The organism is Embleya sp. NBC_00896, from assembly GCF_045207785.1.
Classification (GTDB): domain Bacteria; phylum Actinomycetota; class Actinomycetes; order Streptomycetales; family Streptomycetaceae; genus Embleya.
Genome location: NZ_CP108777.1, coordinates 84,946 through 106,338, shown reverse-complemented (window position 1 = coordinate 106,338; position 21,393 = coordinate 84,946). Strand labels below are relative to the sequence as shown.

Below are 21,393 nucleotides of genomic sequence, written 5' to 3'. Positions count from 1 at the left end.
GCGGACGCCGGCCCGGTGGAGGTCGGCGTTTCTCTTTCCCCACTCGACTGCAGTCGCTCGTCCTCGGCACGCTGACGGGCACGCGCAAGCATCGAGGGCATGATGTCAATCCCTGTGACCTCGACACCCGCCCGCGCGATCGGCAGGGTGATGCGCCCGGTTCGGCAGGCCACCTCCAGGACCGGACCGCCTGCCCGGACCGCTTGGCCGAGGAAGAACGGGATGGCGTGGGTCCGCGCGGCGAACTCCTGATCGTAGAAGTCCGCATCGTCGTATACGGCCAGGTCCTCCGGCGGTTTCATCGTGCCACCGCCGGCGTCGGGCCGAAAGCGTCAGCAAGGCTGGTCAGGACGGAGCCGGACCAACTGCTCTCCCCGAACACGCTGACCGGTATGGCGAACACGCCGCACTCGCGCCGGAGCGTCTCCGCTGGGATTTCAACCGGGAAGAAGTAGTTGCCGGGACAAGTCCGGCTCGCCGTGGGAATCGCCCCGAGCACTTCGTCCGGCAACCGTTCGAACAGCCGCTCGGCCCGTGCGGCCAGTTCGTCGACGATCTGCCGGGGCACGTCGCTGTGCTCGGTCAGCAGACGGTCGGCGAGCCTCAGCTGTGCCGACGTCGGCGGATCCACCCGGAACGCTTCGGCCAATTCGGCTTGCGCCGGACCCAGCAGGACCACGCCGAACGTGCGTGGCCACAGCCATCCCTTTGTGACCGAATGCAGCAGGACCGCACAACCGGTGTCCAGCAATCGCCGTGTGCCGGCAGCGAACGGGGCTCCCAGGTCGTAGACGCTGTCGATCAGCAGGCGGCGGCGTGGTGATACCCGCAACCACGAAATCACCGCGGCGCACTCGGCATCGGACAGGTATCGGCCGAGCGGCTTGCTGGGGTTGGCGAGCAGCAGGTATTCGGGCCGGTGGTCCGCCGGCGACCTCGGCAGGGCCGGCGCCGGTAGCGTCGGGTAGGACGCGGGCGCCAGGCCCGCAGCGCGGGCCAGCTCGAGGTAAACCGGGTACACGTCGCTGGGCAGCCACAACCGCGCTTGCACGGCGCGCAGCCAGTGGAACACCACGCCGAGCCCGTGACGGACCCCTCGACAGACCATGGCGTGGCCGGACCACTCTTCCGGCAGCTCGAAGCGCCGCAGCCAGGCACGGGCGAGATCGCACCGGTGCACCGTACTCATGTCGGTCGGCGGTTCCGGTCGCATCGGAGCAAGCGCCCGGTACACGTTGGTCTCGGCGGCGTCCAGAAGCGACGAGGAAGCACTGAGTTGCCGCTGCCGGAATTTCTGGAACTCGTCGAACCTCATGCCGTTGCACCTTCCGGCACGATCTCGCTGGCCCGGTCTTCCAGGGACGCGTAGCAGCGTCCGTCGGCCATGACGTTCCAGCTACGTGCGATCCCGTTGGTGCGTTCCCAGAGCAGGCTGGGTTCGGTGTAAGCGGCGATCCGCATCGGCCGTCCGTCCCAGCTGCCGTGGTAGACCGGCGCGCCCCAGGGCAGGCGGCTCGCCAGTTCGAAGCCATGCTGCTCGGCGAACCGGGTGACGATGGACAGCGAAACCTGGTGCTCTCGGCTCCAGACGTTGGCGGCGCGGTCGAAGTAGAGCGACTCAGTGCTGGTGGATACGTAGAGCTCTTTGAAGCAGACTTCCTCGACACCAAGAGCCGCGGCCCACGAAAGGTAGTCGGCGACCTCGGCCGCGTCGGCGACGCCGCCGTGCTGGAGCACGCAGATCAGCCTCATCCGCAGCCCCGGCCAGCGGTCACGTCCCACGCGCCAGGTGTCGATCACAGAGCTCACCGGCGTGCGCAGCATCATCAGCCGCTCGCTGACGGCGTCGTCCTGATGGTGCCGGGAGACCGCCAGCACGCTCAGGCCTGCGGTGCTCAGGGCTGCGAGGCGGCCGGCCCGGTCAGCGTGCCCGCCCTTCGCCAGGGTGTGCGCGTTCGTGATCAGGACGACCTTCGGGAAGGCCGCCGAGCAGGCGGACACCAGTCGCAGCTGCTGTTCGAACGGTATGAGCGTGGGCTCCCCGCCGCCGGTGATCACTGCACGCTCGGCACCCGCCGCACGGGCGCGCTCCAGCCAGTGGGCGACCGCGTCCCACGGGACCCGTGCCGGCGCTTGGTCGTTGGAGATCGAAGCCGAGGAGAAGCAGAACGAACACCGGGCTTGGCAGGCGGAGGCGACCGGCAGAAGCGAAACCGAGCGCGGTCGCGTGTCGGCGTAGCGACGCTGTGCCGATTCGTGCAGGTGCAGGGAGGCCGCCATCGCATCCTCGACGGTTGTCGGGCGCAGAGTGAACTCGTCGCCTACTTGGTCGAGTTCGTGGACTGCTGACAACCGGATGCGAGCCTCGTGCAGTTCCATGCCGAGGCCGGTCGACACGTTGGGCACCAACTTGTCGGGGTCCACCGTGGTTTCCAGCACCAGCAGCCGATCGCCCGGAATGGCCAGACGGTCCAGCAAGCGTCGCGCCTTGCCGATGCCGATTCCCAACTCCGCACGGGTCAGCAGGTGGAACCGGTCGGGATAGGTACTCTCCGGAATCCCTGCCTTACCGTAAGCGAACGCGTACTTGTCGAAGCCCTTCGCGAAGTTCGACAGCACGATGACGTGGAAGCGCTGGTCGCTATGGTTCATCCCGTCATCATGCATGAACGGGCCCCAGACGACATGGGCCGAACTGCGGGCGGAACGCGGTGTCCCGATCCGATCCGTCGTCAACGACACGCCCCGCCCTGTCGCGGTCCACGACACGGCCACCGGTGACCCGGCGGCCGTTGACCAGCCCGGTGTGGCCGAGGACCTGCCCTTCGTCCCGAGCACCCGATCGCACCCCCGATGCCAATGTCGACGGCGCCGCGATCGGTTCTCACGGAGACAGCGACGGGTTTCAGCTGCGGCAGCAGCACATCAAGTATGTGATCACTCAACACACCGGTTCAAAGATCGAACTGACCATCAGTCACGCTCGGTCATCCCGAAATGTTGATCAGAGCCGATCAAGATGGCCGTTGACAGCACGTCCCGCCGAGGTCAGGGTCGCCGCCGCGCTGGGGTGGCTGTGCCTGGTCGATGACCCGGTGCCCGACGACCTGCGCGCGGTTCTCGACGAGATCGTCACGGACGAACTCGGCCGCCTGATGGCCCAGGTGCCCTGGATGCGGCCGGTCGACGACTACTCCCGCGGCGCCGGACCGACACACACCCTGAACCAGATGTTCCACCCCGTCCAACACCCCACGGGCCCCGATCCCCGGGGAGACCCCGAGGGGTTCGCCGACGACCCGCCTTTCTGAGACCGACGCCGAGGGCACCGCCGCCGCACCTGCCACTTCCCTGGAGATCGAAGACTCCTGGTGAGAGCCTGCCGCGGGTGGCCGCTTGATCGGTGTCGCCCGTCGCTGGGCCTCCGTTGGATGCGCGTCGCACGCTTCGGCCGTCGGAGCGTGGTCGGCGCGTGCGTTGCGCAGGGCCTCGCCTCCTGTCGTGCGGAACTGTGGCTCATGGGGCGCTCAGTAGTCGTGGGAGGGTTCCTCGAAGGTATCGGGGTCGGTGACCCAGCCTGCGTTGAGGACGAGTCGAGAGGTGCGGTGCAGGGCGAGGAAGGCGAAGGGGCGATCGAAGCGGACGCTGATCTCGCGGGTCCGGAAGGGGTGGCGGGGGATGCCGGCAGCGATTCCGGAGAAGGCGGTGACGGCTGCGGAGCGGAAGCCGCGCGCGCCGAAGGTCGCCGTCATCGTCTGCGCGGCTTGCTGGATGGCCAGGGGCTCGGCGCTGATGCCGGGGAAGTGGTTTCGTGAGAGGTCCGTTGCCGTGCGCAGGCCGAACAGGTCGGCGTCGGCGAGGAGGTCGTGGTGGGCATTGACGGTGAACGCGACGGTATCCACGTGGAGCGTGGGTTCGCCGTCGACACTGGGGACGCGGGCCACGGACAGCCCGGGGCCCGGGGCGCCGTCGGGGAGGCGGTCGCCGGGGACTGTGGCCCGGCGGTTGTGGAGTGTGGCCACGGCGGCGGCCAATACCTGGCCTGCGGTGGCTTCGGGTGTTCCGAGGTACAGGTGGACGTCGATGCCATGGGCGCCGACGACCTGAAGCTCGGTGAGGGGGCCGGCTGCCGTGTCCGCGACACCGACACGATTCAGGAGACCGGAACTTCGGGACAGGCCGGCCAGGACCCTGCCGTGCCAGGGCCCTGTCTCGGCTACCAATACGCCTGGGATGAAGGGTCGGATCCAGTCGGTGCGGAGGGTCAGGGCGCCGGCCAGCACCAGCAGAGTCTCGTCGTTCACCGTGATCGGCATCGCGTCGATCTGCCCGTCCGTGCACCTGGTCGCCCAGGCGTCGAGGTGCAACCGGTCGCCGGCGGGGTCGCCGGTGAGTTGCCCGTTTATTTGGGCGGGCAGGTGGTCCAGCCAGGCCGGTTCGATGGGCAGGGTGCCGCGAGTCCACAGGCCCAGGGCCATGCTCAGGCCACGCGTGGCCCCGAGGGTGGAGAGCAGGTCTCGTGCTGCCGTTGCGGCGCCGTCCGCCGGGATGCCGAGTGCAGCCGAGAGTTCCTGCCGGGCGGGACCTGCGGCACCGGCGGCGAGGAGGCCGAGCAAGGGCCACACTCCGGCTGCGGCGAGTACCGTGCCTTCCTCCTGGGGCAGGGTCGCGGCCCAGCGTGCGGTCAGTCCGTTGACGGCTTCGACTGTGCCGTGATTGGCCATGTTTGCCTTTCGTCGCTCTCGGATCCTCGCGAGAGTAGAGCCGGAAGTATCGACTGGCGAGCGCATTTGCACGTTGCGGTCACTCGGAGACCGATCCGCGGGCCCGGCCAGGCAAGTCCCGGGCCGATCTCCAGGGTTGCGATCGTCGGCTCCTCGTCGAACGGCGACGGCGAGGCACTTGCCCTCACCCTCACCAACCTCCGGTCGTCGGCGGCCGGAACCGCGACCGCCTCGCACAGCCACCGCTTGCCGGTGGCCATCACCGCAGTGGTCCTGGCGCCGCCGTGCGGCCCGTCCGCGACCGCGTCCACGTCGGGGCTTTCCAGGAGGCGGACGATGGCGTCGACGGCATCGCGCTGGTGGGGGTTCAGCGGCGACACGGGCCGCCGCGCGGAATGTGGTGAGGTCTCGGGTGGGAAAAGCGGCAAGGAATGCTGCACGGTTTCTCTCTTCGTGTCGCCGGCTCCCGGATGTGCCGCCGCGCCCCGGCGCCCGCCCGCCCGGCCCCCGCCCGCCCGACGCCCGCCCGACCGACGCACACCCGCACCGTGCCGGCGCGCCCCGGCTGCGCGACGTGCCCGCGACGGAGCCGGGCGAGTCCGCCAAGCCCGCCGCGGTCGCGGTGACCGTCTGACGGCAGGACCCCATCCGGCCGGTCCCGCCGCGCATGCGAGTCCGCCGTACGCCGCCGCGCCGTCGGCGGGCCCGGCCCCAGTCCAACCTCGCCGCCTCGCGTCCCGAACCGCCCCGACGGGGCCCATGGCCGCGCGGCGGATCCGGAACGAACAACGGAGCACGACCATGGCGCATGCCACTCGCTTCAAAGAGACCGGCGGTCCCGACGTCCTGCGCTGGGAGGAGGTTGTTGTGGGGGACCCGGGCCCGGGAGAGGTACGGATCCGGCACGAGGCCGTCGGACTGAACTTCGCCGACACCTACTTCCGTACCGGTCTCTACCCGGCGCCGCTGCCCGCCGGGATGGGCGTCGAGGCCGCGGGTGTGGTCGAGGCGGTCGGAGACGGAGTGACGTACGTCGGGGAGGGCGACCGGGTCACGTACACCGGCAGCCCGCTGGGTGCGTACAGCACCGAACGGGTCATGCCCGCCGACTCGTTGATCAGGCTGCCGGACGCGATCGGCTTCGAGACCGCGGCCGCCTCCACCATGCGCGGCCTCACCTCGGCGTACCTCATGCGCCGGATCCACCCGCTGCGGCCCGGCGACACCATCCTTTTGACCGCGGCGGCGGGCGGCGTCGGCCTCATCGCCTGCCAGTGGGCGAAGCTCCTCGGGCTCACCGTCATCGGCACCGTCTCCAGCGATGAGAAAGCCGAGGTGGCCCGCGCCCACGGCTGCGACCACATCATCAACCACCGGCGCGAGGACACAGCCGCGCGGGTACGCGAACTCACCGACGGCGTCGGCGTACCGGTCGTGTTCGACAGCGTCGGACGGACGACATTCGCCGCCTCGCTCGCCTCGGTCAAACGCCGCGGACTCGTGGTGTGCTTCGGCACCGCGTCGGGGCCCGTACCGCCGATCGACGCGATGCAACTGGCCATACACGGTTCCGTGTTCGTCACCCGCCCGGCGTTGGCCGACTACATCGCGGATCCCGCGGAACGCGAGGAACTGGCCGGTGAGCTGTTCGGCCACATCGCCTCCGGGCGCATCGCCGTCGAGGTGAACCAGCGCTACGCGCTCGTCGACGCGGCCCAGGCACACCGCGAATTGGAGGCGGGAAGGACCACGGGCTCGTCCGTCTTCGTCCTCTGAGCGCCACGTGGACCACTCACCCGCAAAGGAAGCACCATGGACAAGACGCTTCGCCGCCCGGTGGACGCGCCCGCGCCGCCGCCCGCCGAACCCGCCGAAGCCGGGGGATCGATCCGGGTCGAGCCGCTGACACAGACCATCGGCGCCGAGATCCACGGAGTGCACCTCGGCGACGCGGCACGCGACGACGAGCTGTTCGCCGAACTGCACGGCCTGTTGCTGCGCTACAAGGTCCTGTTCCTGCGTGACCAGGACATCACCCGCGCCGAACACGTCGCGTTCGCCGAACGCTTCGGCCCGCTGGAGAACCACCCGGTGGTCGGCGGCGACCCGGACCACCCGGGCTTGGTCCGCATCTACAAAGACCCGGACAGCCCGCCGGAGCACTACGAGAACGCGCTGCACACCGACGGGACTTGGCGCGACACCCCGGCCATGGGGGCGGTCCTGCGCTGCGTCGAGACGCCCCCGGTGGGCGGTGATACGATCTGGGTCAACATGGCGGAGGCGTACCAAAGGCTCCCGGAACACATCAAGAACCAGATCAATCCGCTGCGCGCCCGGCACAGCATCGAGGCGACGTTCGGCGCCGTGCTCCCCGACGAGGAGCGGCGCCGGCTCAAGGAACGCTTCCCGGACGCCGAACACCCCGTGGTGCGCACCCACCCGGAGACCGGCGAGCAGATCCTCTTCGTCAACGCCTTCACGACGCACCTCGTCAACTACCACCGACCGGAGAACGTCCGCTTCGGCCAGGACTACGCGCCCGGCGCAGGGCTGTTGCTGCAGTACCTGATCAGCCAGGCGGCCATCCCCGAGTACCAAGTGCGGTGGCGCTGGCGGAAGAACAGCGTCGCCATCTGGGACAACCGCTCCACCCAGCACTACGCCGTCCAGGACTACCGGCCCGCCGTCCGCCGGATGGAGCGCGCCGGGATCGTGGGCGACAGACCGGTCTGAAGCACTGACGATCAGAAGGAGGCGGGTTGATGGGGATCGGGCTTCACCTGGGCGCGGAGCCGGTGACGGAGGCGCGCGCCGCCGGTGCCGGATGGCCGGTGCACCGGCGCTACGCGTGGCTGGTCTTCGCGTTGAGCTTCGGACTGCTGCTGTCGGACTACATGTCCCGGCAGGTGCTCAATGCCGTCTTCCCGATGCTCAAGGACGAATGGCTCCTCTCGGATGCGAAGTTGGGCTCACTCAGCGGCATCGTCGCGCTGATGGTCGGGCTGCTCACCTTCCCGCTGTCGCTGATGGCCGACCGGTGGGGGCGCGTGCGGACCCTGCTGCTGGCCGCGACGATGTGGAGCGTGGCCACCCTGGGCTGCGCGTTGGCAACCGGGTACGGGCAGATGTTCCTCGGCCGACTCTTCGTCGGCATCGGCGAGGCGGCGTACGGCAGTGTGGGCATCGCCGTGGTGCTCAGCATCTTCCCGACCGCGATGCGGGCCACGCTCTCGGGCGCGTTCATCGCGGGTGGGGCGTTCGGCTCGGTGCTGGGCGTCTCCATCGGCGGCGTCGTCGCCGATCACTTCGGCTGGCGCTGGGCGTTCGCGGTGATGGGGATCTTCGGCCTGGTGCTGGCGGCGGGCTACGGGTTCGTGGTCACCGAGGACAGGCTGTGTACGGGTCCGGCCGCGGCCGGCCGGGTCGCGGCCGGGGAGCCCGTGCGTGTGCGCGTCCTCCTGCCTCGGCTTTTCTCGTCGGTGTCGGTGATCAGCGCGTACGTCGGCAGCGGGTTCCAATTGCTCATCGCCGGCGCGCTCATCGCGTGGCTGCCCAGCTACTTCAGCCGCTACTACGACATGTCCTCCGGCCAAGCCGGTACCGCCGCAGGGGCGTTCGCGCTGCTCATCGCGTCGGCATGATCGTCGGGGGCATCGTCTCGGACCGGGTCAGCCGGGTGACCGCGATCCGTGCCTGGGATGTGGCGCTCACCTGCAGCCTTGGTTCACTCGTGCTGCTGACCACCGCATTCCTCCTCCCGGTCGGACCGTCGCAAGTGCTGGTGCCGGCGGTCGGAGCCCTCCTGTCGGCCGGGACCGCGGGGCCCGCCGCCGCCATGGTCGCCAACCTGACCCCGGCATCCGTAGCCGCCACCGCGTTCGCCACGCTCACCCTCGCCAACAGCCTGCTCGGGCTGGCCCCCGGCCCCGCGCTGACCGGCATGCTCGCCGACCACCTGGGGCTGCGCGGCGCACTGCGGCTCATCCCGCTCGTCGCGATCGCCGCCACCGCGGCCTTCGTGATCGGCCGCCGCTCCTATGACCGTGACCTCCGCCGCCTCGGTGCGTACGCCGAGTCGGCGGAGCCGAAGCAACCGGAGCAGACTTCGTGATCCGCGCCGGGCGGTCCCCATCCGCGAGGACGACTGGACCGGCCGGGAGTGCTGCGTGGAAGGGTCGGCTACGTAAGAGGACGGAAATGGGTGGAGGGCTCCGTGGGGTCGGTTTCTCCGCTTGACTGTTCGCTGTCGGATGTCGAACGTTGGGGGATCAGCCATGACGCGCTTGTTGCGGGTATTGGCCAGGCCGTGGGTGTCGGGGCTGTTGGTCGCGGGAGCGGTCGCGGTCGGGTTCGGGTTGTACTGGTTCCAGCCGTGGAAGTTGTGGGTGGACGACACGGTCGACGAGGCGCTTCCGCCGGTCGCGGCGGCGCCGCCCGTTCAGGTCGGGCAGTCGGCGCCGGCGGCCTCGGCCGGGCCGACCGGTTCGGCTCCGGTCGCCTCGGCTTCCCCCGCCGGGCCGGGTGCGCTCGCCGCCGGTGAGTTCATCAGCCACGAGCACGCCACTTCGGGCAGTGCGCGGATCGTGCGTCTCGTCGACGGCTCGCGCATTTTGCGTCTGGAGGATCTCGACACCAGCAACGGACCCGCCCTGCGGGTGTGGCTGACCGACGCGCCGGTCAAGCCCGGCAAGGACGGCTGGCGGGTATTCGACGACGGCGCCCATGTGAACCTCGGCGAACTCAAGGGCAACAAGGGCAACCAGAACTACACCTTGCCCGCCGACCTCGACCTGGCCCGCTACACGAGCGTCGCCATCTGGTGTGACCGGTTCGACGTCTCCTTCGGAGCGGCGGCGCTGACCTCTACGGCGTGACCGGGGCCTCGGCGGGCCGCCCGTCGGCGCCCTTCTCGGCCACGGCCGCCGCGAGGCCGAAGGGCCGCAACAACCGAGACTCGCACGACTCGACCCCTACGTTGCCAGGGGCGGGAACCGCAAGGCCCCCCGCCCCTGGCGTCAGTCGCGGCTCAGTGCGCGCCGAAGGCCGGGTCGCTCGTGCTGGCGCGTCCCGTCTCGACGTGGCCCGCGACGCCGCGCAGGTACGCGGCGTCCTGCGCGGCGGTGACCGTCAGGTCGTACCAGCCGTTACTGGCGTCGAGCTTCGCGTCGTGCACGGCGCTCTTACCGGGCCGCACTCGGTAAGACTTCGTCCGCCCCGGCTGGTACGCGTCGGCGACGGTCAGTTCCACCGGCTCGGCGCCCTTGTTGACCAGGATGAGCTGCACGTGTTCGCTGCGCCCGGGGCGGCGCACCTGCACCTCGACGCCCGCGAGGCCCGCGTGGCCGGTGGCCCGTCGGTGGAACCCGTTGGGCCCGTGCACCGTGAAGTCGTACGCGCCGTTCGGGGACGCCGAGATGTCCCAGCTCTCGGAGAGTTCGCGGCCCGCCCCGACGGTATAGGTCCACGGGCTGCCGGGCTGCGTGGTGGACGTCACGTAGAAGCCGGCGCCCGCCTTGCCCGGGTTGGTGAAGTCGAACCGCAGGCGGCCGTCGGCACCCGCGTGCGCGTCGGCGCCGAGGTCGTACGGCAGCGGCCGGGCCGGGCGCACGCCGGGCTCCTGCTTGGGCAGTTGGTTCTGCGCCGGGGGGTTCGGCACGTAATCGGGGTGCCGGTCGTGGCCGGCCGGGATGTAGTAGCCGGCGGTGCTCGGCAGGCCCGGCATCTGCGGGTCGGTCCGCGAGAAGTCGAACGCCGAGGTCAGGTCGCCGCACACGGCGCGCCGCCACGGCGAGATGTTCGGCTCGCGCACCCCGAAGCGCTGCTCTATGAAGCGGACGATCGAGGTGTGGTCGAAGACCTCGGAGCAGACGTAGCCGCCCTTGCTCCACGGCGACACGGCGAACATCGGCACTCGCTGGCCGAGGCCGTAGGCGCCGGCCAGGCTGCTGTCCCCCGTTTTCGGGGTGAAGTGCTCGCCCTCGACGCTGACCGTGGAGCGCCCCTGGGCGGGTGACGCGGGCGCGTACGGCGGCACGACGTGGTCGAAGAAGCCGTCGTTTTCGTCGTAGGTGACCAGGAGCACGGTCTTGCTCCACACCTCGGGGTTCGAGGTGAGCGCGTCGAGGACCTGCGAGGTGTACCAGGCGCCCCAGTTCGACGGCCAGTTCGAGTGCTCGCTGAAGGCCTCGGGCGCGGCGATCCAGGAGACCTGCGGAAGGCGGCCGGCCTGGACGTCGGCGCGGAGGATGTCGAAGTAGGTGCCGCCCTGCGTGATGCGGGTGCCGGTGCGAGCCTTGTCGTACAGCGGGTCGCCGGGGCGCGCGTTGCGGTACCTGTCGAAGTACAGCAGCGAGTTGTCGCCGTAGTTGCCGATGAAGGCGTCGTCGGTCCACCCCCAGGAGCCGGCCGCGTCGAGACCCTGGCCCTCGTCCTGGTAGATCTTCCAGGAGACCCCGGCCTCCTCCAGGCGCTCGGGATAGGTGGTCCAGCCGTAGCCGAGTTCGGCGTTGGAGATGACGGGGCCGCCGCCGACGCCGTCGTTGCCGGTGTAGCCGGTCCACATGTAGTAGCGGTTCGGGTCGGTGGGGCCCATCAGCGAGCAGTGGTAGGCATCGCAGATGGTGAAGGCGTCGGCCAGCGCGAAGTGAAACGGGATGTCGTCGCGGGTCAGGTGCGCCATCGTGGTGGTGCCCTTGGCCGGCAGCCACTTGTCGTATTTGCCCTGGTTCCACGCGACGTGGCCGTCGTTCCAGCCGTGCGGGGTTCCGGTCAGGAACTGGTCGCCGAGGTCGCTGCGGTCCGGCCGGAACGGGAGGACTTCGCGCTTGCCGTCGGACTGGTGCCAGACCGGCTTGCCGCTGGGCAGGGTCACCGGGTGCGGGTCCCCGAACCCGCGAACGCCGCGCATCGTGCCGAAGTAGTGGTCGAACGAGCGGTTCTCCTGCATGAGTACCACGATGTGCTCGACATCGCGCAGGGTCCCGGTGCGGCGGTTGGCCGGAATGGCCGCGGCCCGCGCGATGGGCGCCGCCAGCGCGGACATGGCGGCGGTCCCGCCCGTCAACTGCATGAATCTCCGACGATTGATGGCGTTCACAGTAGGTATGTCTCCTCGTTCGACCGCGTCAGGGGCGCTGGGTGGGTGCGCCGTTCAATGTCGAAGGCGCCGCATAACTGCGCGCGGCGGCCCGGGAAACTTCCGGAGAAACCTGACACAATTTCCCTCCCTCGTCGCGCCGATGTGTCACACCCGGCGCCGGAACATCCGGGGAAACCGAGGCCGCCGACCAAGCCGCCACGTCGTGGGCCGCCGCGCCCCAGGCGTCCGCCGCGCCACGCGCAGCGGCCGCACGTCGCCGTTGTCCTCGTCGTGCCGGCCGGCTTCGCCCTCGGTGGGTTCGACGAGACCGACTCGGCGCCGACGCGGACCCGGACGCGGCCCGCGTTGCGCGTATCCGGCGGTCGTCCTCGCCTCGCGGTCCGCGGGGCAGGCAGTCCCTCGCGCAGTTCGGCGACGTGAGCAGGCCGTGGACGAAGAGCTCGCGGGGGAGGCGAGGCGGAATGCGGCCTCGCCTCCCCGGTTCGCGGCGGTCTCGGTGTTCGCCGAGCGCCACCGCGCTTCCTTCTTCCATGCGAACTTCCGTGAGTCCATCAGCGCCACCGCCAACCCCGGCGACGAACGCGCGCACGGTAGTCGTCCCGGGAGGAGGAACAGCGCGTCCGCGCCGAGCAGGCGCGACTGTGGCAGATCGCGGCGCAGGAGCGTCGCGTTCGCGAGCGGGCCGAAGAACAAGCCAGGCAGCGGCAGGCGTCGCACGTGGCCGCCGCGTGGTGGGACCGGCTGTCCCCCAAGGAGCGCGACGACCTGTTCGCTGCCATCGCGGAGTGGGCCTGGCGCGAGGAGCGGCTTCGCGTGGAGATACCCCGAACACTTCACTGGGCGCCGCACTTCGCCTACGGAGTGGCATTGAACTCCACCGGACCGGTCCACGCGCTCCACGGGATCGTGCGCCCGTGCCCGGCACTGGTGCGCTTCGAGGTCGAACGGCTGCGACAGGGCACGGCCCTCGCGGCGTCCCAGTGCCGGACGCGCGTGCCGAGAGGATGAGGAATCGATCGTCGTCGAGGGAGCGGAAGCGCAACCGTTTCCGCTCCGTGCCGGTCGACGACGACTCCCGGACCCCGGCTGTCGGTCCCATCTGGAACCCTCGGCGCGTGCCGACAACCACTGCCCATGTCCACTTTCCCGAGGATGTCCCCGGAGACTTCGAGACGCACGTGACGTTCCGCTGTTCCGACGCCGACATAGCCCCGTTGACGATCTGGGGCCGCGAGCGCGGTGCGGGAATGACGCACATCGTGCTCGGGTGCGGACGCACACCTTCGCAGCCGATGCTGACGTTGGGCGCCCGCACGACGCTTGGTGCGGCCCGCAGGGCGGCAACGCGGCTCGCGGCGGGGGCCGGAGCGTGCGGCTTCCACGCCGTGCGCGTCAGGATCGAGGCTGCGCCGTGGCACGCAGCCGTCCCGGCGACCGACGCGGCCGCCGCGCTGGGCCACGCGTACTTCTTCGAGCACCATGTCAAGCTTGTGCTGGGACCGGGCCCGGCACCGAGGCGCCGGCCGGCCTCGCCGCCCTTGCGGCGCCGTACGGCGCGCACCTGTCGCACAACGCGCGCCGGAGCCGGCACGACGGCCGTCAGGAGCGCTTCGTCACCCAGCGCTGCCGCGGGGTCGGCGACGGCACCGCCGCCCGCGAACTCGCGTCGCTCACCGCGGCGTTGACAGCGAGTGGCCCACCACATCGTCTCGGCTGAGCGTGAGTTCGTCGTCTTCGACGACGAATCACTCGACCACGGCTGGATCGAGGAGAAGGGCGGGGCGACCGCATATGACCGGCGACACCACCGGCGACGATGACGTGATGACGTGGACCCACGTCGAGTGGGGCCCGTGGCCGGCGTCCGCCGTGCTTCCGCGGATTCCACCGAGCGACACCGAACGCGGCGAGAACGACCTGCCCTCCACACTGACCGTGGTCCGCGGCACGGGCATCGTGCAGCGCCCGGTTTTCGATCCCGCCCTGATGAAGTACAGCAAGGCCATGCGCGCCGGTGAACCCCAGTTCACCTCCCCGAGCCTCGCCGCCCGCTGGCACGAGGCACGCCATCGTGCGCTGGACGATGTCATCTCGGCCATCGCCGGGTCCCGTTGGGCCGCCAACCTGGTGTTGCGCGGCAGCGTCCTGCTCAAGGCATGGTACGGCGACGCCGCCCGCGAACCGGGCGACCTCGACTTCGTCGTCGCGCCCGAGACCTGGCACATGGGTGAGCCCCGCACCGCTCGCATGCTGGACGAAGTTGCCGCCGCGGCCGCCGCAGTGGCGCTCGAGCACGGCGCTGTGCGCATCGACGCGTCGAACGCGCGGAGCGACGAGATCTGGACGTACAGCCGCGTGCCCGGCATACGACTGGTCCTTCCGTGGCACGCCGAGGGACTGCCGACCGGCACCATTCAGCTCGACTTCGTGTTCAACGAACGCCTTCCCGCGGACGCCGAGTCGACCCCGATTCCGGCACGCGGTACGGATGACGTCCACCGCGTCCTGGCCGCCACCCCCGAGTTGTCGCTGGCGTGGAAGTTGCTGTGGCTGCTGTCCGACAAGTATCCGCAAGGCAAGGACCTGTACGACGCGGTTTTGCTTGCCGAGGCGACCCCGTTGCCACTCGAACTGCTCATGCGGACGCTCGTCGCAGCGGGGCCGGAGTGGGCCGGCCGCCGGTTCGGGCCGCAGATGCTGGAGGACCTCGCCTTCGACGAGGACGAACTGAACAAGGACTACCCGGAACTCCCGGACACCGTGGAAGGGCTGCGGCAGCGCCTGACGGCCGCGCTGGCCCCGACATTCGCGGAAAGCGCCGCGATCCCGCCCGCCGACGGCTACACATGGCGCGCGCGGCACCTTGCCCTCCGCATCGCACGGGCCCGGGAACTGCTGCGCGACGAGGGGTTGGAAGCGGTGCTCACGTTCCTCGACGACGAGCGCACGGACATGGCAGAGGGCATCGTGGTCCTTCGCGAGACGATCGGCGCCGACAGGTGCGGCCTGGCGGACGCCGCGGCGACCCTGACCGATCTCCGGCTGCGGCCGTACCACTCCGCCTCCTCCTACCGGCCCAACATCGCCCGCTTCGCAGAGGAAGCCGTCATCGCTCTCGGCGAATCCGTCTGACGGGCCGAAAGCCGATCCGAATCCGGTCGTCACGCGGGGGCGCCCCGGGCCCGCCCGCGTGGCGACCGTTCGCGAGGAGTCCACGAGTGAGCGCAATGCACCCTGAACCCGAGGACCTGGTCCTGGGGTTGGCCGGCCCCCACATCGCCGAGGCGGTGACCCGGCGCCTGGCCCACACCGCCGCGAGCGACGCGCGCACGCCGTGCTCCCGATGCGGATCACCGGACTGTGCCACGAACTCCGGGCGGCCATCCCCGTACGGTGACTTCCGCCCGGCCGCGGAGATCGTCGCGGACGTCCTGGGCGCACTCTCCAAGGGGCCGACGCCCGCGCGCCCACGGGTGCTACGCGGCGTCCTGCCGGCCGACCCCGGGAAGCGCCCGGTCTCCCTCACCCCCACCGAGCTCGCGCTCCGCCCCGACCTGACCCCGGACGAGTTGTCCCGGCTTCTCCACCTCGACAACCCCGAGGTCGACGCACGCCTGTTCGGCCACCCGGCCCTGAACGACCGGGAGCGCCGCCGCATGCTCGACGGCGTCGGGTCCGACGGGAGCGTGGGAACGGTCGGCGCGCCGCTGCTCGACCTGTTGTGGACCGTCGACAGTGTGAGGCTGCGGCGCAGGCTTCCGTTGGCCATCGGTTCCGGTGACCCCGGCGTCGCGTCAGTGATCGCGGGCCGTGTGGAACTACGGACGGAGTCCGGACGGTTGCGGCCGATCGTCGCGGTGTGGACGCGGCACGGCGTCGAGGCAGCCCGTCGGTTGCTGGAGTCCGCGTCGTACCCGGCGCCCCACGCCGAGCAGATCCGGCAGGCACTGGCGGCCCCGGACGGCTTGGACATCACGGGAACAAACGCCGCCGGACCAGAGGGACGCGTCTGTGGGCGAGGACACGCCTGCCGCACGCCGTCGAAGGCATCCCCACGCGGCCCCGCGAGGCTCACCCGTCACATGGGTACAGTTGCCAACGCCCGTAGCCTCTCACCATGCAGACAACTCTGATGATCTATGACGGCACCGCACCGGCCGACTCCGGCGTCCCGCGGACCGGGGGCGTGCCACTGGCTCCTGCAGGATTCACCTGGCCCATATGCGGGTCCTCTTGCGGAGGGCCACTGCAGTTCTTCGCCCATCTTCCCGTCGAGGACGGCGTCCTGTCGGTATTCGTGTGCCAGAACGACCCCGGCGCATGTGAGTCGTGGGACGCGACTTCCGGCGCGAACCGGGTCTATCTGTTTCCCCGGGAGGAACTGCAGCCGGTAGAGGCGCCCGCGACGGGTGTGACGCTGCTGCCCGCCACCTCGGCCATCCGCACCCACGTCGTGACGCTCGACCCCGCAGAGGACGACGATCACGACGAACTCGCGCCCGACGCCTACGACCTTGCCCGCTCGGGGTGGAAGCGGGAGCCCGAAGAACGATTCGGGAAGCAACGCGAAGTGCTCGGGTCACTCGGAGGCAGCCCCTCCTACCTCGAGGACGACCGACTGCCCGCATGCCCCGCCTGTACCGACACGATGGAATTCGCCGCACATCTGGAAGAAGGAATCTCCGCGCAGTCCGCGATGAACCTCGGCGGCCGGCTGGGCTACGTCTTCGTCTGCCGCGCTTGCCGCGAAGGTGCCTTCCTCACAGACTGAGCGGCACACCCCACCGCAGCCGACGCTCCGTCAGCCGCCCACCAGTGGCCGACGGAGGCTTGGCGCCGGTTCCGTTTCGATGCCTCGACGCCCTGCGGCGCTCCTGCCCGAGCCGGACAGCCTTCTTGCGACATCGAGGTGACCACAGTGCCCCGGGCGCCACGTGGCGTTGCGGGTGCACGGCGTGGTGTCGCGGCCGCCGCGCCACGCGGTCAGCCGTGGGACTCGGCGAACGCCTCGTCCACGCATCGGACGGCCCACGTCAACTCGGCATTCCCGCCGGTGGACGTGATTCCGTACCACTCGCCCGGGTCCCAGATCACCGGGACCTCGCCCAGGTGCACGCCACACCCCGGCGGGCTGTCCTGCGCCCCGCCGCACCCGATCACCCGGCCGAGCAACGGCGCGCCGTCGTCGTCGGTAGGGCCACCGCACGCGTGCGGCGATCGCGCGCCGAGCGGACACCGCCGAGCAGCACGGGCCCGCCCCTGATCCTTGTCCTGAGGGTGGTTGGCAGCTCGACGAGGACGACACCGTGCTGTGGGCGGCCGGCGACATGGCCGAGGCCCTCGCCACCTCCGACCCCGACCGCACCCACTCCTACGTCGAACTGCGCAAGCACCGCCGCCGATCGCTGTCCACCTCGGGCCTCAAATTCCGATTCCGTACACACGCCGAACGGCCATGGGCCGGGCGCGTCGTCGTGATTCGAGATCTCGGTCCCTTCAGTCCCTCATCCGCAGCCGGAACCGCTTCGACCTGCGCTTTCGACAAGGTCCGGTCCAGGGACCGAACGAGGCCGGGCCGCGCACACCGACATCGCGGAACTGCCCGCCGTCCCGAGGCACGTTGATCGGCCGACGGTTCGCCCGCCGCCGACGAGGGCCCAACACCCGGGACGGCAAGGGAGATTGCGCCCGGGGCCGATGGGTTTCGCGGACATATCGCGTTCCGTCCGGTGGGAGGGCCGAACTCCGTTCGATTGCTCCATGATGTGTCCGTGACATCACTTACCGATGCCGGCGCCGTGCAGCGATGTCCGGGCACCACGACCCGGGGACTGCAGTGCCGGGCGCTGGTGCCGGTGGACAACGGTTGGTGCGCCGCCCACAGGCCGGCGGACGCGGGGCCCGCTCCGGTCCGCGCCACGACGCCGGTCCGCAGCCGAAAGGGCAAGGCCCTGGAGGAGTATCGCGAGCGGATCAGGGCCGCGGTCGCCTGCCCCTACTGTGACGCCGCCGTCGGGGACCCCTGCGTGGGTACCAACGGCACCGCGAGGGTGAGCAACCACAACGAGCGGCGCCACCTCGCGCTCCAGGCCGACACCCCGTCGACCGCAACCACCGTCCCGGACCACTCGCCCGAGCCGCCCCTCGAACACCCCAACGACGCGACCGACGGGGACTCGACCGTGGCGAGTGTGATCGAACGGCACTGGGGCGTCACCGTCGCGGCGAGCGGACTGCCCGCGCGGATGCGCGAGCCGGGCTGGTACCACGAAGGCCCCGTCGAGTTCCGGTGCCCCCGGTGCGCGGGCGTCACGCACACCCTGCGGAAACCGTACATCGACACGAAGGGGGCCACCGGGCGCTACATCGCCGTCATCTGCCCGAGTTGCCCCGGCGTGAGCACCCTCAAGGACTTGGGGATCAGCTCCCGTGACCTGACGAAACCGGCGAACCCGCCGACGAGGACCCCTCCCCGCGTCGATCCCGCCCCCGGGTCCGGCGGGCCGGACGTGCGGCTGCCCGGCCCGCGCGGCGACCACGCCGGCGTCGCGACCGTTCCCGTCCGCGGCGTGCGCGTACCGCCACCCGCCACCCGCCGAGCCGATCGGCCGGGCGTGTGGCCCGCGGACCTGCCGTCCACCACTCACGCGGAGACGCGGCGACTGTACTGGTGCAAGGTCACCGACCCGCATTGGCGGCTGCCCGCACACGTCACCCCCGACACCGACGTGCGCGTGATCACCCCCGAAGGCGACGCGTACGAACCGCTGCGGGAACACCTCGACGAGCGCGGCGCACAGTGTCGATCCGTCCCCTACTGGGTGGAAGCCGAATCGGTGAGCACCCTCGGCGACGACGGCACGCTGGTCGAACCGGTCGCGCTTCCCCGACCCTCCCCGGTCGCCGCCGCGTCCGGCGGCGAACGCCCACCGGTCCTGGGCCCCGGCGCGCACGCCGCCCGCGACGTGTTCGAAGCGGCCTGGGAGGGCCTCGCACCCCAGGACCCCGACGCCGTGCCGGACCCGGTGCCGGTGAGTGAACTCGTCCCCGCCGCGTGGGCCTCGCTCCTGCCGCACCCCACGTTCAACCCGGCTCAGATCCAGGCCGTCCCCGTCGTCCTGGACGACACGGTCGGCCACGTCCTGATCGTCGCGCCCACCGGGGCCGGCAAGACACCGATCGGCATGGTCGCCGCCCTGCACACCCACGAACGCGGACGCAAGGCCGTGTGGCTGGTCCCGCAGCGTTCGCTCACCGACGAACTCGACCGCGACCTCGAACCGTGGCGCCGACAGGGACTGCGCGTCGCCCGCCTGTCCGGCGAGTACGCCACCGACGCCCGAGCCATCAGGGACGCGGACGTGTGGGTGTCCACCACCGAGAAGTTCGAGGCCATCTGCCGCACCGCGTCCCTGCGCGACGTCCTCGCCGAGGTCGGCTGCCTGATCGTCGACGAGATCCACCTCCTCGGGGATCCCGTCCGCGGCCCCGTCCTCGAAGCCCTCCTGGCCCGCGTACGCGAAGTCGCCCACCAGGTCCGCATCGTCGGATTGTCGGCCACCGTCTCCAACGCCGACGAGATCGCCCGATGGCTGAGCGCGACCCTGGTGAAGGTGTCGTGGCGGCCGACCCGCCTCGTCTGGCAACTCCCGATGATCCCCCTCGCCGCCGACCGGTCCGCCCGACAACTCTCCAGAACCCGCGCCGCGACCCGCCTCACCGAGACCGTCACCCAAGACGGGGGCAGCGTCCTGGTGTTCTGCGGCAGCAAACGCAACGTGCGCGCCACCGCCCTGGCGATCGCCGCGAGCAGGGGAACACGGACCACCGGCGTGGACACCGACGACACCGACCGCGTCCACGACCTGTGCCGCAAGGCCGGCGTCGGCCTGCACTACCGCGACTGGCCCCACAAACGCGACGCCGAACGCGACTTCCGCAACCGCGACATCGACGTACTCGTCGCCACCTCGACCGTCGCCGCCGGCGTCAACCTCCCCGCCCGCGCCGTCGTCGTCCGCGACACCCAGGTGGGCATGGACCGCATCGAAGTCTCCATGGTCCAACAGATGTTCGGACGAGCGGGCCGCGTCGGAGCCGGCGAAACCGAAGGATGGGCCTACCTGCTCACCGAGGAAACCGAACGCCCGATCTGGCAGGCCCGCCTGGCCGCCGGATACACCGTCCGCTCCCGGATCCGCAACAGCCTCCCCGACCAGGTCCTCGCCGAGGTCGTCCAGGAACGCGTCCGCACCGTCCGCGAAGCCGACGCCTGGTGGGTTCAGACCCTCGCCCACCACCAGGGGGGCGAAGACCCCGACCTCCTCGGCGACGCCATCGACTTCCTCATCGAAGCCGACTACCTACGACGAGACCCCGGGCCCCGCGGGGACGACGCCCTCACCGCCACCGACCTCGGCCGGCTCACCTGCCGCATGATGGTGGCCGCCACCGTCGCCGACCAACTGCGCCAAGCCATCGCATCCGCACCCGTCCCCGACAGCGCCGACGACGCGGAAGACCTCCTGATCACTCTGGCCGCGACCCTGCTGCCCGGACTCGAACAAGCCCCCACCAACGAACACGCCGAAATCGCCGTCCTGCGCGTCCTGCACGCACGCGGATTCGTCGACGACATCGGAGCATGGGCCCCACCCCGCACCGGACTCGCCTCCAAACCCTCCCTCGAACCGGGAGACCTCGCCCGAGCCGCCCTCATGCTCGTCGCCGCCGGCCCCCACCTGTTCCGCCGACCCTCCCGCGTCGTCGCCGGCATCCCCACCGACAACCTGACCCCGGTCCTGGACGAGGCCGAACGCTACCTCGCCTGGCTCGGCGCCCAAGGCACCTGCGCCACCCTGCACCCCTGGGCGGTCGTCGCCGCCGCCGACCTGGGTCGCCGCGTGCGGTGGCGCGCCCTGGGCCCCGGCCGGGGAGCGGGCCGCCTGCTGTGGATGTGCGAACAGATGGCCACACCCCTGCACGCCGCCGAGGCCGTGCCGCGCATGTGGAAAGCCGCCACCTCCCGCGGCATCACCGCGCCCGACTGGCCGGCAGGACGCGCCCCCAACGATTGCCGACTCGAACCCGACCAGTACACGGCCCTGCTCAACGGCCGCACCACCCACACCACGCTGGAGGCCGCACCGACACAGGCAACCATCGCCGCCGCGCCGCTGGGCGCGGTCGTCCACCTGTGGGACGGCGCCACCTTCACCACCCACACCCACACCGGCGACACCACCACACTCCCGTATCCACGCCCCGTCGACGACGACCCCTCCGCCGGGCGGCACGGCACGGCCGCCTTCACCCGCCGCGGCGACCACGTCGGAACCGGATGGCTGATCGCCTACCGCGCGGCCACCTGACCCGAAGCTCCTCATCCGGCCGTCGTCGTCTCTGCGCGGGTGATGCCGGCTGCGGGCCTTTTCTGGTGATCACCCAGTTGGTGCAGGCCGGCGGGACAGGCAGTTTGTCGGCAGGTGCAATGGAAAGAGTCAGCGGGACAGTGCCGATCCGATCCGGCGGCCCTGAGCATCTCGGAAGGACGGCGAAGTGTCTACG

The 21,393-nt window shown here is 70.7% G+C and carries 15 protein-coding genes and 2 pseudogenes; 11 read left to right on the top strand and 6 right to left on the bottom strand.

Going from position 1 to position 21,393, the window contains the following annotated elements:
* Positions 1-47: 47 nt before the first annotated feature.
* The 3 genes and pseudogenes from OG928_RS33685 to OG928_RS33675 form a co-directional block, all read right to left on the bottom strand.
* A pseudogene (locus OG928_RS33685) lies at positions 48-302 on the bottom strand (class I SAM-dependent methyltransferase); the annotation flags it as partial.
* Positions 299-1,315 (bottom strand): aminotransferase class I/II-fold pyridoxal phosphate-dependent enzyme, encoded by a 1,017-nt coding sequence (locus OG928_RS33680; RefSeq protein ID WP_331765790.1) that lies wholly within the window; start codon positions 1,313-1,315, stop codon positions 299-301. The gene OG928_RS33680 and the pseudogene OG928_RS33685, both read right to left, overlap by 4 nt.
* A complete protein-coding gene (locus OG928_RS33675) occupies positions 1,312-2,652 on the bottom strand; it encodes a radical SAM protein (RefSeq protein ID WP_406291380.1) in 1,341 nt (446 codons plus the stop codon). Before OG928_RS33675 ends, OG928_RS33680 begins: the two co-directional genes overlap by 4 nt.
* Positions 2,653-3,026: 374 nt before the next feature.
* Between OG928_RS33675 and OG928_RS33670 the strand changes: the two genes are divergently transcribed.
* Positions 3,027-3,311 (top strand): hypothetical protein, encoded by a 285-nt coding sequence (locus tag OG928_RS33670; RefSeq protein WP_331765788.1) that lies wholly within the window; start codon positions 3,027-3,029, stop codon positions 3,309-3,311.
* 216 nt (positions 3,312-3,527) lie between these two features.
* On the opposite strand, the gene OG928_RS33665 is transcribed toward OG928_RS33670, so the two are convergent.
* Complete coding sequence (locus OG928_RS33665; RefSeq protein ID WP_331765787.1) at positions 3,528-4,724, bottom strand: serpin family protein; 1,197 nt, start codon at positions 4,722-4,724, stop codon at positions 3,528-3,530.
* 472 nt (positions 4,725-5,196) lie between these two features.
* Here OG928_RS33665 and OG928_RS33660 point away from each other — a divergent pair, with 472 nt between their 5' ends.
* The 5 genes and pseudogenes from OG928_RS33660 (at position 5,197) to OG928_RS33640 (ending at position 9,601) form a co-directional block, all read left to right on the top strand.
* A complete protein-coding gene (locus tag OG928_RS33660; RefSeq protein ID WP_406291378.1) occupies positions 5,197-5,358 on the top strand; it encodes a hypothetical protein in 162 nt (53 codons plus the stop codon).
* A 167-nt stretch (positions 5,359-5,525) separates the two neighbouring features.
* Positions 5,526-6,500: a quinone oxidoreductase gene (locus OG928_RS33655; protein ID WP_331765786.1), complete on the top strand. Its 975-nt coding sequence runs from the start codon at positions 5,526-5,528 to the stop codon at positions 6,498-6,500.
* Positions 6,501-6,536: 36 nt separating this feature from the next.
* Entirely contained in the window at positions 6,537-7,460 is a 924-nt protein-coding gene (locus OG928_RS33650; protein WP_331765785.1) for a TauD/TfdA family dioxygenase, read from the top strand.
* Between the two features lie 35 nt (positions 7,461-7,495).
* Positions 7,496-8,838, top strand: a pseudogene (locus tag OG928_RS33645) (MFS transporter).
* 163 nt (positions 8,839-9,001) lie between these two features.
* Entirely contained in the window at positions 9,002-9,601 is a 600-nt protein-coding gene (locus OG928_RS33640) for a DM13 domain-containing protein (protein WP_331765784.1), read from the top strand.
* Between the two features lie 152 nt (positions 9,602-9,753).
* Here the strand turns inward: OG928_RS33640 and OG928_RS33635 are convergent, their stop codons facing one another.
* Positions 9,754-11,823, bottom strand: coding sequence for a phosphocholine-specific phospholipase C (locus tag OG928_RS33635; RefSeq protein ID WP_331765783.1), 2,070 nt, complete (start codon positions 11,821-11,823; stop codon positions 9,754-9,756).
* Positions 11,824-12,543: 720 nt separating this feature from the next.
* On the opposite strand from OG928_RS33635, the gene OG928_RS33630 reads away from it, so the two are divergent.
* From OG928_RS33630 to OG928_RS33615, 4 genes are all read left to right on the top strand, one after another.
* Positions 12,544-12,834: a hypothetical protein gene (locus OG928_RS33630; RefSeq protein ID WP_331765782.1), complete on the top strand. Its 291-nt coding sequence runs from the start codon at positions 12,544-12,546 to the stop codon at positions 12,832-12,834.
* A gap of 783 nt (positions 12,835-13,617) precedes the next feature.
* A complete protein-coding gene (locus tag OG928_RS33625; RefSeq protein WP_331765781.1) occupies positions 13,618-14,958 on the top strand; it encodes a nucleotidyl transferase AbiEii/AbiGii toxin family protein in 1,341 nt (446 codons plus the stop codon).
* A gap of 86 nt (positions 14,959-15,044) precedes the next feature.
* Complete coding sequence (locus OG928_RS33620) at positions 15,045-15,959, top strand: hypothetical protein (protein ID WP_331765780.1); 915 nt, start codon at positions 15,045-15,047, stop codon at positions 15,957-15,959.
* Complete coding sequence (locus OG928_RS33615; protein WP_331765779.1) at positions 15,944-16,597, top strand: hypothetical protein; 654 nt, start codon at positions 15,944-15,946, stop codon at positions 16,595-16,597. Before OG928_RS33620 ends, OG928_RS33615 begins: the two co-directional genes overlap by 16 nt.
* Before the next feature lie 212 nt (positions 16,598-16,809).
* Here the strand turns inward: OG928_RS33615 and OG928_RS33610 are convergent, their stop codons facing one another.
* Entirely contained in the window at positions 16,810-16,941 is a 132-nt protein-coding gene (locus OG928_RS33610) for a hypothetical protein (protein WP_331765778.1), read from the bottom strand.
* 656 nt (positions 16,942-17,597) lie between these two features.
* On the opposite strand from OG928_RS33610, the gene OG928_RS33605 reads away from it, so the two are divergent.
* Complete coding sequence (locus OG928_RS33605) at positions 17,598-21,197, top strand: DEAD/DEAH box helicase (RefSeq protein WP_331765777.1); 3,600 nt, start codon at positions 17,598-17,600, stop codon at positions 21,195-21,197.
* Positions 21,198-21,393 lie beyond the last annotated feature (196 nt).

Bases quoted from the DNA above. Each gene is read 5' to 3' on its own strand.
- OG928_RS33680 (WP_331765790.1), bottom strand. From the start codon at position 1,315: ATGAGGTTCGACGAGTTCCAGAAATTCCGGCAGCGGCAACTCAGTGCT.
- OG928_RS33675 (WP_406291380.1), bottom strand. From the start codon at position 2,652: ATGAACCATAGCGACCAGCGCTTCCACGTCATCGTGCTGTCGAACTTC.
- OG928_RS33665 (WP_331765787.1), bottom strand. From the start codon at position 4,724: ATGGCCAATCACGGCACAGTCGAAGCCGTCAACGGACTGACCGCACGC.
- OG928_RS33655 (WP_331765786.1), top strand. From the start codon at position 5,526: ATGGCGCATGCCACTCGCTTCAAAGAGACCGGCGGTCCCGACGTCCTG.
- OG928_RS33650 (WP_331765785.1), top strand. From the start codon at position 6,537: ATGGACAAGACGCTTCGCCGCCCGGTGGACGCGCCCGCGCCGCCGCCC.
- OG928_RS33640 (WP_331765784.1), top strand. From the start codon at position 9,002: ATGACGCGCTTGTTGCGGGTATTGGCCAGGCCGTGGGTGTCGGGGCTG.
- OG928_RS33625 (WP_331765781.1), top strand. From the start codon at position 13,618: ATGACCGGCGACACCACCGGCGACGATGACGTGATGACGTGGACCCAC.
- OG928_RS33615 (WP_331765779.1), top strand. From the start codon at position 15,944: ATGCAGACAACTCTGATGATCTATGACGGCACCGCACCGGCCGACTCC.